This is a genomic window from Mycobacterium sp. NGS49, from assembly GCF_059812565.1.
In genome coordinates, this window is sequence record NZ_JCALCX010000016.1 from 93,813 (window position 1) to 107,325 (window position 13,513).

Consider the following 13,513-nt stretch of genomic DNA (forward strand, 5'->3'; position numbering starts at 1 on the left):
TGCGGTGATGATAAGATCGGGCGTGCGAACCACCATCGATCTGCCCGACGAACTGCATAAACTGGCGCAGGCCATAGCTCGCGACACTCACCGTACGTTGAGCGAAACGGTCGCCGATCTAGTTCGACGCGGCTTGGCGTCCGGAAATTCAGCAAGGATTTCGGAAGATCCGAGGACAGGGTTCCCGGTGGTCAGCGTCGGTCGGGTCGTTACGTCAGCGGATGTGCGCTCTCTGGAGGACGAGGAGTGACGGCGCTGCTGGATGCGAACGTACTCGTCGCACTCGCCGTCGCCGAACACGTGCATCATGATGCCGCTACCGATTGGCTGGCGGCATCGGACGCGGCCATCGCCACTTGCCCGGTGACGCAGGGAAGCCTCGTCCGATTTCTCCTTCGATCGGGGCAATCCGCATCGGCAGCGCGTGATGTGGTGGTTGCGATTGAGGCGCTGGACCGCCACGAATTCTGGCCCGACCGAATCTCGTTCGCCGATGTGGGGTTCGGTGGTGTGGTGGGTCACCGGCAGGTGACCGATGCTTACCTTGCTCAGCTCGCGCGCAGCAACAGCGGGCAACTCGCAACTCTCGACAGCGGCTTGGTGCAACTGCACAACGACGTCGCAGTACTCCTCCCGACCGCCCGACCCGACTTGGGGGGCGCTACGCGTCCCCTGCATCGGTAACCGCACCGTCTTCGTCGTCCCGGCCGGGGTGGCTGCGCCAATGCCGGTACGTGTGCCGCGCGGCGAACACGCCGAGAACCGCCGTGATGCACCACACCGCGATCGCTGCATAGGCCAACGGCGACGAGCGATCGCGGATCGACGCCCCCAGAGAGGTGTAGACGAATGCTCGCGGCGCCGAGCCGATGAAGGATCCGATTGCTATCTGCCACAGCGGAACTCCGAAAGCTCCGAAGGTATAGGAGGCAAGGGCGTCAGAGATACCGGGAACGAAGCGCTGGCCTACGACCGCCCACAACCCGCCTCGTTCGATCACCGAGTCGATTCGTTCGGCCCGCTTGGGGCCTACGAGTACTCGTGCGCTGTCCCGGCCGGCCCGACGGCCGACAGTGCTTGCGACGATGGCCGTGCCCATTGCCGCGCCGAGCGTCACGAAGAGACCCAGCACGGGACCGAACAACAGCCCGCTGCCTGCGGCCAGCATCGAACCCGGCAGGAACATGGCGCCGAGAAGACCCGACACGAGAACGTACACCAGCGGCGCCATCGGTCCCGTCGCCGTAACCGTGCGGCGCACCGCGTCGACGTCGATCACTCGCGCGATCGCCACCAGATAGAACATGGTGAGCAGGAAGGCCACGCATATGGCGAGTCGCATGATGTGGGGTCGCCGGGACGTGCCGGCGGTGCCGTCGTCGTCAATCATCGTGGCCGGCCAGCCGCCGCGCCAGCCCGCTGGCCCGTACCGCCCGCCGCCCGATCGCGGCGCGCACCGAGACTTCCGGACCGATCACCCGTACCTTCCGTTTGGCCCGCGTGACGGCGGTGTAGAACAACTCCCGCGTCAGCAACCGCGAATCTTCGGGCGGCATCAGCACAGTCACCTCGCCGGCCTGACTGCCCTGACTCTTGTGAATCGTCATGGCGTGCATCGTCTCGACATCGGACAGCCGGCTCGTTGCGAACTCCAGGAGCTCGTCAGCCCCGGCTATGACCGCTCGAAGCGTGCCTTGCCGGCCCGCCCCGGCAACGACGGCCACTCCCGTGTCGCCGTTGTAGACCCCTAATCCGTAGTCGTTGTTCGTCACGAGCACCGGTCTTCCGGCATACCACGGCGACCAGATCGGATCACCGGTCGCCTCCACCAGCCACCGCTCCACCTGGCGGTTCCAGTGTGCGATCCCGTAGCGGCCACGGCGGTGCGCGCACAGCAGCCGGTGCTCGTCGAGGGTGGACAGGGCGGCCTTCGCGTCACCCAGCATCGCGGCCTGCCGCAACGCGAGGGCATGCGGCACAAGCACTCTGCGAAGCGTCTCGGTAGGGTCCTCGGTGTCGACCCATTCGATGTGGGTGCCGCCCGTCCGCAGCAGGTCGATGGCGAGATCGGCGTCTCCGTCGCGAATCGACGATGCCAACCGGCCGATCGACTCCCCGAACCGATGTGAGGTGAGCAGCGCCGCAACCCGGGCGTCGGCGCGCGATCCGAGCCCGTCGACCAGGTCGGCGAGCACGGCACCGGCCTCCACGGACGCCAGTTGGTCGGGATCGCCGACCAGCAGCAGCCGGGTCTGCGCGCGCACCGATTCCAGCAGTCGCGCCATCATGGTCAGTGACACCATCGACGTCTCGTCGACCACGATCACGTCGTGCGGCAGCCTGTTGCCCCGATGATGACGAAACCTGGACGACGTGTCCGGCCGGCTGCCCAGCAGCCGGTGCAGCGTGGTCGCACGCAGTCCCGAGATCCGTTGCCGGTCAACCGCTTCCAACTCGCTAACCTGGAGCTGGACGGCCTCGTGCAGCCGGGCGGCCGCCTTGCCCGTCGGAGCCGCCAGCGCGATGCGCAGCGGTGGCCTTCGGTCCAGCTCGGCCTGCTCGGCGAACAGCGCCAGCAGGCGGGCCACGGTGGTGGTCTTGCCCGTTCCCGGACCGCCGGTCAGCACGGTCAGTCCTTGCCGCAGGGCGATGCCGGCGGCTTCCCGTTGTTCCTCGTAGCCCGGCGGGAACAACCGGTCGATGCCGGGAACCGCCGACCGTCCGGGAGTGGACAGCAGGGCCGAGAAATCGTCGGCAACCTGCTGCTCCTCGCGCCAATACCGGTCCAGGTAAAGCAGCTTGCCGTCGTACACGCGCAGTACCGCCGGTTGGCCGGCCAGCGGACTGGTCAGCACCGCCGCGAGCCACTCCGCCGGCGCCGGCCAGGGTAGGCCCGAGACGGCGACCTGCGCCTGGACCGACGTCAGGTCTACACACACCGAACCGCCGCGCAACGCACGCACCACCAGCGCCAGCGCCAGCGCGACCGCGGGGTCGGACTCGCGCGCCATGGCTGTAAGGCGCTGCGCGACATGAACATCGGCAGAATCGAGTACGCCCGCTTCGTTGAAGGTGCGCAACAGGCCGGTGGCGCTGACGGCCAGCCGGCGGTCGGCAGGGTCGATCGGCTCGGCAGTCATGCGGCCGCCCTGCGCGCGTCCAGCAGATCGGATAGGTCGGTCACCAACTCCGGCGGCGGTGCCCAACTGAACACCCCGGCCGGATGGCCGTCCAGCACCGGGGTATCGGGCCCGCACATCCCGCGCAGGAACAGATACAGCACACCGCCCAGCTGGCGCGCCGGCTGGTAACCCGGCTGCCGCCAGCGCAGGAACCGGTGCAGGACAACGCTGTACAACAACGCCTGCAGTGGGTAGTCCGAATGCAGCATCGCCTCGGCCATCCGCTGAGGCGTGTAGTCGGCGGCGGTCAGTGGCCGGTCCGGCTCGCCGAGCCAGTTGGTCTTGTAGTCGACGACCAGGAAGCGCTGCCCCGACTTGTGGGGAACCCGCAACACGACGTCGACCGAACCGCTGAGGTAGCCGCGCAGCGCCTGCCCGCCGAGTGCGTCACCAGTCAACCGGTCCGGGTAGGAAGCCAGCGGGTCGTCGGCCCGAAGATGGGAGCGCAGTAACCCCCCGACGTCCGCGAGCCGCACCTCTGCGGCGGCGCCGCGAACGTCGCCACCGGCGAGGGGAAATTCGAAGTCCAACTCGCGCAACCGGTCCGGTAGGCCGATCTGCCGCAGTGTCAGCCCGCCCGCCAGTGGACCCAGGGGAGTGTCGTGCATCGGGACCATCGCCGCGGCGAGTTGGGGTGTGGGCACGTCGACCGGCCACCACGTCTTGTGAACACCGATCTGCGCCCCGAGTTCGGCGGCGAGGTCGGCCGCGAAGGGGTCGGTGGTTTCCAGTACCGCATGCACCAGCGTGCCGAACTGCGCGCCGGTCGGCAGCTCGGCCATGGGCGAGGGCACGTTCGACCCGGAGGCCGCCCCGGTGAGCGGAATGTCGTGGACTTCGTCGTCGAGCTCGGTGAGCTCGGGTTCGCTGCTCACCCCGACGGCCTGCTCCCCGGCGCGGATCAGGCCCGAGTAGGAGGTGCGTCGCCACGCCGTATCGATGGCGCGGTGGAAGTGCCGGGTGCCGAGGTCGGTTGGCGCGGCGTGGCCGGACATCGCGGGGGCTGCGGCGATCACGGACTCTTCCACGACCGGTCCGCCGGCGTCCTGCCACTGCCTCAGTCGCTCCCAGGCCTCGTCGTCGGTGATCTTGGACGGTTCGCAGCGGTCGGGGACCACTGACTCTCCGGGACGCCGGCCCCGCACCAGCCGCGACAGGCCCCCGTTGGGCTCACCGTGAGCCGGCGACCACCACGCCACCACCTGTGACTGGGCCCGGGTCAACGCGACATAGGTCAACCGACTGTCGTCATTGGCCATTTCCTTGCGGCCGAGTTGCTCCACGGCAGCGAAGTCGGGACTGTCCTTGCCGCCGATGTGCAGGCACCGGTCTCCGCGGTCGTGGAAGAGCACCAGGTCGCGGTCACCCACGTTGCGGTTGAATGCGAACGGCAGGTACACCACCGGATACTGCAGGCCCTTGCTCACCCAGACCGTCATGATCTGCACCGCGGCGGCATCGCTGTCGATCCGGCGGTTGCGTTCGGTGGCGCCGGCCCGTTCCTCCCGTTGACCGCGAAGCCAGTCGCGCAGCGCGGGTAGCGAATAGCGCTCCCGGTGCGCCACCTCCTGCAGTAGCTGCGTCACGTGCGCCAGGTCGGTCATATGCCGCTCGCCGCCGTGCCACGACAACACGCGGTCGGCCATGCCGCTCATCTGTGCGGCCTCGAAGATGGCGGCGACGCCCCGGTCGCGGGCATGGTCCGCCCACTCCCGCAGGGTGTCGGCGACGTCGTCGGTGAGCGCATCACCGCCGGCCGCCAGATCGTGGGCCGTCTTCCCGAAGAACATCGTGGTCGCGGCCGCGCGGACGACACCGGGACGGTGCGGCTGATCGAACGCTTCCAGCAGCGACAGCCAGTCGTCGGCGGCCTCGGAGCTGAACACGTCGGAGTCGCCGGTGTAGACGGCGGCGATACCGGCCTCGCTGAGTGCGCGGTGGCAGGCGCGGGCATCCTTGTGGCTCTCGACGATGACCGCGACATGCCTTGCTTCCAAAGGCTTGCCGTCGAACGTCGCATCGCCGGCCAAGAGTGCGCCGATGTCGGCGGCGAGATCGCGGCCGATGTGCTCGCGCAGTTCGTCGATCGGCAGATTCTGGGTCCCCTTGCGGCCCAGCGCTGCCCGGCGCACCACCCGCAGCCGGAACGGATCGTTGTGCGGAGCACCGGCGAGGCGATGACCGTGGTGCGAGGCCGCAACGTCGTGCACGACGATCGCGGGGTCACCGAGTTCGGCTCCGCGCATTACGGCCTGCAACCGCTCGACGAGTGCGCTGTCGCTGCGCCAGTTGGTTGTCAGCGTGCGCTTGTCACCGGCGGTCCTGGCCGCATCGAGGTAGGTGACGATGTCGCCGCCCCGAAACGCATAGATCGCCTGCTTCGGATCGCCGATGAGAATGAGCGTGGACCGCCCGCTGAAGGCCCGGTCGATCACCTGCCACTGAACCGGGTCGGTGTCCTGGAATTCGTCGACCATGACAATGGGCCAGCGTTGGTGCATCCGGGCCCGGGCGGGCGAGTCGTCGGTGTCCAACGCCGCGGCCAACCGGATGAGCAGGTCGTCGTAGCCAAGCACGCCCCGGCGTCGTTTCCGTCGTTCCAGTTCGGCCAGAACGTCTTTAGCGAAGGCGACGCAGAGCGCGGCGCGTGAACCCGGTTCCGGGTCGCGCGGCCGCAGCTGGGTGGACGGGTTGGCGACCACCGTGCGCGCGATGTGCAGCCCCTCGCGATAGGTCAGCGCGGGGTCATCGCGCTCCCGCCCGAAATGTGCCAGATAGAGATCATCGACGATCTCGGTGACCAAGTCGTTGAGGTCTTCGAGCAGGGTGACTCCGGCGTCCGTATCTCCGGCGGCACCAAGGGATTTGAGCACCAGCTGGCAGAACTGGTGGGTGGTGGCGATGGTGGCCGCGTCGAAGCCGGCCAGGGCGTCCCGCAGTCGCTGCCTGCGTGCGTTGCGTTGCGCGTCCGTGCCGTCGATCAGGTGCGCCACCAGATCGTTGCCGGCGGCGATCGAATGGTCGCCGAAAGCGGCTACCGCGTCCACGATTTGGCAGCGCACCCGCTCTCGCAGCTCCTGACTTGCCGCCCGGCCGAAGGTGATGAGCAGCATCTGGTCGAGCGTCGCGTGGCCCTCGGCGACGTAGCGGGTCACCAGACCGGCCAACGCGAAAGTCTTGCCGGTTCCCGCACTGGCCTCCAGCACGGTGGTCGACCGCTCGGCGGGCAGTGGGCCCAGCAGATCGAATGGGGGAATCACCGCAGCCTCCGCTCGGCGCGCGACTCCGCCTGCAGCAGCGGCAGCCACAGGCGCGCGGCGAAGGCGCCCAGGCGATGTTCTTCTCCGGCGGACTGCTCGTCCGGGCGCAGCGGTTGCATCAGGTCGGTGAGCCTTGCGTGGCGGCCCCAGGCACGTACCTGCGCCGGTTGTTCATCCTCGCCGGGGTAGCGACCGCTTCGCCACCGGTATTCCGCCTGCTTGACCGGGTCGTCGCCGCAGTGCCGGGCCACCGCCCACGCGTAGGACGTCTTGATGGGCAACGGGATCGGCTCGCGGCGCCCGGCATCGTAGATGGCCACCAGGTCCCGTAGGACGTCCAGGGCGGCCGGTCCCGGACGTCCCAGGTGTTCCTCGCGCGGCGTGGTGCCGCGCTTCGGCCGGCCGATGCAGACGGCCGACCAGTCCCGGCCGGGTTCGTGAGCGTGCAACGCCAGCAACGGGATCCACGATTGAAGGAGGTGTTTGCCGTCGAGTTTGGAGTAGGTCACCGACACCAGGCGGTCACCGAACACCCCGGACACGGTGCCGGTCACGCGCCGTCCACCGAGATCGATGTCGACGTCGTAGGTGGCGCTGTCGGTTCGGCGGTGTCCCAGTGCCGCCGACGCCAGCAGGGCGGCCTGGTCGCGAATCTCGGTCACCTTGCGCCAGCCCAGCTGACCCGGTGGCAGGGTGCCGCGCCGCCACTCCGCCTGGCGTGCGGCGTCCGGAGCCAGCCCACCCAGAATGTCGGCGAGCATCCGGTCGCCGACCGTCCACTCATCCAGCGCGTTGCTGTCGACCGGCATGGCATCCTCGACACCGTCGACGTCCCACGGCAGCGTGTACTCGAGGGCCCGAAAGAAGCCCTTCACCGGATCCTTGAAGAAGGCGGCGAGATCGGCGAGCGCGACGTCCTCCGGCGCCGGCGCCGGCAGCAGACCACCGACCAGCTTCGGCTGCTCGGACCGTTCGCCGGTTGCGGAGCGGGCCGCGCGCAGCACCGTCGGATCGAAACTGAACGGCACACCCGGTACCAGCGCACCGCGCTCCACGTTGCGAATGTCGAAGGGCTGCAACGGATGTTCGACCACGATCCGCGACCGCACCGGCTCGCCGGTGGTCATGTCCAGGGCGTCGAGCAGCTCGGCCAGCGGGACGGCCGGGGGCCGGCGCTGGCCCGAGTACTCGTTGGCACCGGTATAGGTGATGACCAGGTTGCCGGTGGCCGCCCCGATGGCGTCGAGCAGCAACTGCCGATCCTCGGAGCGGATGTCGCGCTCGCCGGTCAACGGTTGCCGGGCCAGTACGTCGTCGCCGTCGACGACACCGAGCCGCGGGAAAACGCCGTCGTCGAGGCCCACCAGACAGACCACCCGGTGCGGGACCGAGCGCATCGGCACCATCGTGCACACCGTCACGGTGCCGGTGCGGAAGTTGGCGCGGGTGGGACGTCCGGCGAGGTGCCTGTGCAACAGGGCGCGGATGTCGGGCAGGCGCATCAAGGTCCGATCGCGGGTACCCGCGGTGCGCAACACGTCGGCGAATTCGCGCTGCAGCTGACTGGTCTGCCAGGCGTCGTCCTCGCCGGTCTGAGTCAGCAGGCCGATACCGTCGGCCAGGGCGGTCAGCCACTGCCGCAGCGGCTGCGCTCCGGTCAGCGAGTCGACGGCGCGCTGCAGCCGGTCGACGTACTCGGCGAACTGGCCCACCAGCTCGACCCGGTTGCTGCCGACGTCGTCCAGGGGCAGCGTCGAGTCGATCCAGGTGTGTGCCGTCTCGGACATCGCGACCCCGGCCAGCACCCGGTCGAGACCGAATCGCCAGGTGTTGTGCACGAAGTCGACGCCGAACGGCATCCGGTGTTCCTGGTCGAAGCCCCAGCGGATGTTCGACTGCCGCACCCAGCGGGTGATGCCCTCCAGGTCGTCGTCGCTGAAGCCGAACCGGGTGCGCACCGGCGCGGACTGGGCGAGGTTGAGCACTTCGCTCGAGGTGACCCGGCCAGCGGCCAGAGCCAGCAACTGCGACGCCACACCCAGCAACGGATTGGTTTGCAGCAGTGACCGATCGGCGAGCCGAACCCGCAGGCGATGTGCGGGATGCGCCCCGCTCACCACATCGCCCAGGCCGAAGTCGGCGACGATCAACGGTGCATAGGTCTCGATGTCGGGACACATCACCAAGATGTCGCGTGGCTCGAGGGTCGGGTCATCGGCCAGCAGGCCGAGCAGGACCTCCCGCAATACGTCGATCTGCCGGGCCGGCCCGTGGCAGCTGTGCACCTGTACGGACCGGTCATTGTCCGACAGCATGCGGCCGTTCGGCCGGACAGCGTTGGCGGCGAGGTCAGCCTGTAGCCAGCCGAGCAGGGTGTCCAGGCGCTCGGGCTCGTCGAGCGCCTCGTCGGTCGCGGGATCGGCCGGCAGGCTCCTTTGCAGCTCACGCAGATCCCGTCCCAACGTCGCCAGCAGCGGATGCCCGACCTCCCGATGGCTGGTGTCCGCGCGCCGCGCCACGGTGCCCCGCACGCCGCCCAGCGCCCGCCACAACGCGTCGCTGGGGTGCGGCAGCCAAAGGTGCAGATCGTGGTGGACGGCGACCCCTTCGAGCAGTTCCACGTCGGTGCGCGCCAGGCGGGTATGGCCGAACAGAGACAAGCGGGACGGTAGAGCCGCCGGACCTTCGTGCAACCGGCTGAGTGTCTTGGCGTGCCGGATGTGCGGAGGGTCTGCAGGGATCTCCGCGACCAGCGCGCGCCACAACTCGGGTTGCCAGTGCAGGTCGGCATCCAGGTTGCCGACGTTGCCGTCCAGCCAGTCGATCAGCAGTCCGGGGCGTTGCCGGGCATACGAGGCGAACAGCCCGGCCAGGCGGCGAGCGACCGCATACCGCCGTCCCCGGCGCAATTCGGCTTCATCACCGATGTCGAAGTGCCCCAGGTGCTTTGCCAGGGTCCGGCACCACGGCTCGGTCAACGAACAGTCGATCACCTGCAGCAGCGGCCAGGTCATGGCCTCGGGGGACCAGGGGTCGTCGTCGACGGTGCCAATTATCTCGGCGATAAGCGACGCCGGGCTGCGAAACGACACGCCCGCGCAGACCCCGTCGCCGCGATCCGGCGCGGCGCCCAGCCGGTGGGAGAGCCGCTGACTGAGCCAGCGTTCCACCCCGCGTGCCGGCACCAGTATCAGCTCCTGCGCGAAGGGGTCGGGGAGCGGCCGGGCCAGCAGGTCGCCGAGACCGTCGGCAAGCAGATCGGTCCGTTCGGCACGGTGGAGATGAAGCGCCATTGCGGGCCACCCTAGACCGCCCCGCCGACACCGGCGGCGCTACGGGTGGGCAACGGGGCGCGGGGCGGGGCCCGGTGGGCGGCCAGGAGAAGGCGCGCGCCGTGTGCCAGGCTGAAACGATGGCCGGCATGGCGGATGCCCTCGGATGGGCAAGCAGGCAGCTCATGGACCGGGTGCCCAAGGCGGACCTGGACCAGCGCGACCCGGACTTCATCCGCGACCAGCTGCCCGGAACGTGGCTGCTGGCCTCGCTCTACTTCCGCGCCGATGTTCGCGGCCTCGACCGCATACCCCCGGCCGGGCCGGTACTGCTGGTCGGCAACCACAGCGGGGGCAACGTACCGCCCGACACGTTCGTCTTCACGCTGGCGTTCTGCTCGTATTTCGGCGTGGAACGCCCCTTCTATCAGCTGGCGCACAACCTGGTCACGCTCTACCCGCCGCTGCGCTGGCTGCGCAAGTTCGGCACCGTTGCGGCCAGCCCCGAAAATGCCCGTCTGGCACTGGATTCCGGTGCGGCCGTGCTGGTGTATCCGGGCGGCGACTACGAGGTTTTCCGTCCCTCGTGGCAGCGGCACGTCGTCGATTTCGGCGGCCGCAGAGGCTTCGTGCGGCTCGCCCGCGAGACCGGTGTGCCGATCGTGCCGGTGGCCAGCGTCGGCGGCCAGGAGACCGCGTTGTTCCTCGGGCGTGCGCAGTGGCTGGCCAAACTGCTGCTGCTCGACAAGGTGGTGCGCCTGAAGAGTGTGCCCATCTCGCTGGCCTTACCGTGGGGGCTGAACATCAGCGACATGTTGGGGCATATCCCGTTGCCGGCCAAGATCGTCATCGAGGTGCAGGAGCCGGTCGAGATGCACGACGACGACCAGGCGGTCTACGACGAAGTGATCGCCAGCCTGCAGGCCGGAGTCGACCGGCTCGCGGCCGAACGCCGATTCCCGGTGATCGGCTGATGCGCGTCGAACGCCGGATCGTCGTCGACGCGGACCGCGACACCGTGTGGAAAGTGCTGAGCGACCCCGACCGCTACCCCTCCTTTCTGGCTCACCTGGAGCGCTGGGAGACGCTGACCGAAGGCCCGGTCCGGATCGGCGCCCGCTATACCGTGTTGTGGAAGGTGGGCTCGATCCCGGTGGGGGGTATCGCCGAAGTGGTGGAGCTCGACAGGGCGCGCGACCTCGCCTGGATCAACATCACCGGCGTCACCCAGCGGGGCCGGTTCCGGCTGCGTGATGCGGGGCAGGGGCGGACCACCGTGACGTTCCGCCTGGCGTACAACTCCGAAGGCGGGCTGCTCGGGCTGATCGCCGACCGCGTCGCGTCGCGATGGGTGGGGCGTTCCCTGGATGAAAGCCTGAAAAACCTTCGGCGCCTTGTGGAATGACGCGGTGCTTGAGCCGAGTCCCGCACTGTCGGCCCCAGCGTGCATGCTGGGTCCGTGAACAGAAACGAGATCACCGAACAGATCGTCGTTGCCCGGCTGTCGAAGGGGCTCAGTTGGCAGCAACTGGCCGACGCCATCGAGCGGCCGCTGCTGTGGACGACGTCGGCGCTGCTGGGCCAGCAACCGATCCCCGCGGATCAGGGGAAGGTCTTGGTCGAGATGCTGGGGCTGGACGAGTCCGCCGTCGCGGTCCTGGCGGCACCGCCGATGCGGGGCGGGCTGCCCACCGCCGTGCCCACCGACCCCACCATCTACCGGTTCTATGAGGCACTCCAGGTCTACGGCGGTGCCATCAAGGAAGTGATCCACGAACAGTTCGGCGACGGCATCATGAGCGCCATCAACTTCAGCGTCGACCTGCAGAAGAAATCGCACGAATCGGGTGACCGGGTCGTGGTTACGTTCGACGGGAAATTCCTTCCCTACCAATGGACTTCGGCCCAGGACTGAAGGGGCGCTGATGGCGGAGCGGCGGGGCGGGACCACGCGGCGCAAACCCGTGGACATGGTTCTCTCGGGTGGCGGAGTCAAGGGTGTCGGACTGGTCGGCGCCGTGGTCGCCGTGATGGACGCCGGCTACTCGCTCAAGCGGGTCTCCGGTGTCTCTGCGGGTTCGCTGGTGGGATCGATCCTGGCCGCTTCCTCCAACGGTGACCAGCTGACCACCGCTCAGATCAAAGAGCTCGCACTCACCCTGCCGTACGAGAAATTCCGCGATACCGGTGCCGTCGGGCAGCTGCCCGTCGTCGGCCCGGCGTGGGGTCTGCTACGCGAAAACGGCATGTACCGAGGCGATTTCGCCCACGCATGGATCCGCGGCGAGCTGAAGAACCTGGGTGTGCAGACCTTCGGCGATCTGGCGCTCAGCGACCGGCAGATGCCCGCCGAGCGCCGCTACCGGCTGGTGGTCACCGTCACCGACCTGACGACCGGTCAGCTGGTGCGGCTGCCCTGGGACTACCGGAGGCTGTACGGACTTGATCCCGACGAGCAGCCGGTGGCCGACGCGGTGCGCGCCTCGATGTCGATCCCGTTCTATTTCCGGCCGGTCAGCTTGACCAGTGCCGCCGGGCGCACATCCACCCTGGTGGACGGCGGCGTGCTGTCGAACTTTCCCATCGACTCCTTCGACCGGCCGGACCGCAGATCGCCGCGCTGGCCCACCTTCGGCATCACGGTGGTGCCCGAGTTGCCCGAAGGCAACGACCAGCTGATTCCCGGGGTGGGCGCGTTGCGACTCCTGGGCCCGCCGTCGGTGCTGCTCGAGCAGCTGATCACCACCATGTTCGTCGGCCACGACCAGACTTATCTCAACCAGCCGTGGGTGAGCGCCCGAGCCATCCGGGTCGACTCGACTGCGGTCAACTTCCTGGATTTCAGCATTTCGCGCGCGGATGCCGAGGCGCTGTACGACAAGGGGCGCGAGGCGGCGCAGGCTTTTCTCGCGACGTGGAACTGGGTCGAATATTTGGAGCGGTTCCGGCAGTTCCAATGACGCGGGGGCGCGAGGGTGTCAAAATTTTAGATGGAGGAGGCGCCGGTGTGCAGCGGCTGTTCGGGCAGCCGCACCACCGAGGCAATGCCTGGCCAGAGGCCCTTAGATCCCGAACTCCTTCTCGATGTTGTCGATCCCGGCGCGGATCGCTTTGAGCGCGTCCGAGCGCGCCCGCAGTTTGGTTGCGGCGTGCGCTGACTGGTTCAACCCGGCGAATTCGTGCGCTGCCTCCTCGGCGCGCACGATCACCCGGTCCGGCAGGGCCATCTCGTCGATGAAGCCGGCGGCCAGCGCCGTCTCACCGAAGAACGTCTTGGCCAGGCCGGTGGCCTGCTGGTACGCCGACTTGGTCAGCCGAAGTTTCAACACCTCCAGCGCGGCCCACGGAATCACCATCCCGATCGCGACCTCGTTGGCCTGAATGTTGTACGCGTGGGCCGCTATCCGGTGATCACCGGAGCACAGCAGGAACGAACCCATCGCGATCGCCGGGCCGGTGCAGGCGATCACCACCGGCTTCGGGTAGGAGAGCAGCCGGTAGGACAGCTCGAAGCCGCCACGCAGCATGTCGATCGCGGGCTGTACCTCACCGGAGGTCAGGATCTTCAGATCGAAGCCGCCGCTGAACACCCGCTGGTTCCCGGTGATCACCAGCGCCTTGACGTTGTCGGCATCGGCCTGGTCGAGCGCGTCGTTGAGGGCCTGCTGCATAGTCGGCCCGAGCGCGTTGACTTTGCCGTCGTCCATCCGGATGACTCCGATGGTTTCGTCGCTGGTATAGACGACCGGACCGCTCATGGGTGGTGACTCCTTCGCTACGGACAGTCGATTGAACCAGA

11 protein-coding genes are annotated in these 13,513 nt (G+C 68.4%); 6 read left to right on the forward strand and 5 right to left on the reverse strand.

Annotation, left to right across the window (positions count from 1 at the left end; genetic code table 11):
* The first annotated feature begins 22 nt into the window (after window positions 1-22).
* Together AC5Y7D_RS18330 and AC5Y7D_RS18335 are read left to right on the forward strand one after the other, a co-directional pair.
* Window positions 23-250 carry an antitoxin gene (locus tag AC5Y7D_RS18330; protein ID WP_499926436.1) on the forward strand — a complete coding sequence of 76 codons (228 nt, stop codon included), beginning with the start codon at window positions 23-25 and terminating at the stop codon, window positions 248-250.
* Entirely contained in the window at window positions 247-684 is a 438-nt protein-coding gene (locus AC5Y7D_RS18335) for a TA system VapC family ribonuclease toxin (protein WP_499926438.1), read from the forward strand. Before AC5Y7D_RS18330 ends, AC5Y7D_RS18335 begins: the two co-directional genes overlap by 4 nt.
* Here the strand turns inward: AC5Y7D_RS18335 and AC5Y7D_RS18340 are convergent.
* The 4 genes from AC5Y7D_RS18340 to recC are packed head-to-tail and all read right to left on the reverse strand — an operon-like array spanning window position 662 to window position 9,735.
* Window positions 662-1,390: a TVP38/TMEM64 family protein gene (locus AC5Y7D_RS18340; protein ID WP_499926439.1), complete on the reverse strand. Its 729-nt coding sequence runs from the start codon at window positions 1,388-1,390 to the stop codon at window positions 662-664. The genes AC5Y7D_RS18335 and AC5Y7D_RS18340 overlap by 23 nt on opposite strands.
* Window positions 1,383-3,140 carry an exodeoxyribonuclease V subunit alpha gene (gene recD / locus AC5Y7D_RS18345; protein WP_499926441.1) on the reverse strand — a complete coding sequence of 586 codons (1,758 nt, stop codon included), beginning with the start codon at window positions 3,138-3,140 and terminating at the stop codon, window positions 1,383-1,385. Before recD ends, AC5Y7D_RS18340 begins: the two co-directional genes overlap by 8 nt.
* On the reverse strand, window positions 3,137-6,439 hold the full coding sequence (gene recB / locus AC5Y7D_RS18350) for an exodeoxyribonuclease V subunit beta (RefSeq protein ID WP_499926542.1): 3,303 nt from the start codon (window positions 6,437-6,439) through the stop codon (window positions 3,137-3,139). Before recB ends, recD begins: the two co-directional genes overlap by 4 nt.
* Complete coding sequence (gene recC, locus AC5Y7D_RS18355; protein ID WP_499926443.1) at window positions 6,439-9,735, reverse strand: exodeoxyribonuclease V subunit gamma; 3,297 nt, start codon at window positions 9,733-9,735, stop codon at window positions 6,439-6,441. Before recC ends, recB begins: the two co-directional genes overlap by 1 nt.
* A gap of 119 nt (window positions 9,736-9,854) precedes the next feature.
* On the opposite strand from recC, the gene AC5Y7D_RS18360 reads away from it, so the two are divergent.
* The 4 genes from AC5Y7D_RS18360 to AC5Y7D_RS18375 are packed head-to-tail and all read left to right on the forward strand — an operon-like array spanning window position 9,855 to window position 12,674.
* The gene (locus AC5Y7D_RS18360) at window positions 9,855-10,688 is read left to right on the forward strand and encodes a lysophospholipid acyltransferase family protein (protein WP_499926543.1); all 834 of its coding nucleotides are present in this window, start codon (window positions 9,855-9,857) and stop codon (window positions 10,686-10,688) included.
* Complete coding sequence (locus AC5Y7D_RS18365) at window positions 10,688-11,119, forward strand: SRPBCC family protein (protein ID WP_499926445.1); 432 nt, start codon at window positions 10,688-10,690, stop codon at window positions 11,117-11,119. Before AC5Y7D_RS18360 ends, AC5Y7D_RS18365 begins: the two co-directional genes overlap by 1 nt.
* A gap of 54 nt (window positions 11,120-11,173) precedes the next feature.
* Entirely contained in the window at window positions 11,174-11,629 is a 456-nt protein-coding gene (gene cynS, locus AC5Y7D_RS18370) for a cyanase (RefSeq protein WP_499926446.1), read from the forward strand.
* 10 nt (window positions 11,630-11,639) lie between these two features.
* Complete coding sequence (locus tag AC5Y7D_RS18375) at window positions 11,640-12,674, forward strand: patatin-like phospholipase family protein (RefSeq protein WP_499926448.1); 1,035 nt, start codon at window positions 11,640-11,642, stop codon at window positions 12,672-12,674.
* 102 nt (window positions 12,675-12,776) lie between these two features.
* Here the strand turns inward: AC5Y7D_RS18375 and AC5Y7D_RS18380 are convergent, their stop codons facing one another.
* Window positions 12,777-13,472: a crotonase/enoyl-CoA hydratase family protein gene (locus AC5Y7D_RS18380; RefSeq protein ID WP_499926450.1), complete on the reverse strand. Its 696-nt coding sequence runs from the start codon at window positions 13,470-13,472 to the stop codon at window positions 12,777-12,779.
* Window positions 13,473-13,513: the final 41 nt, after the last annotated feature.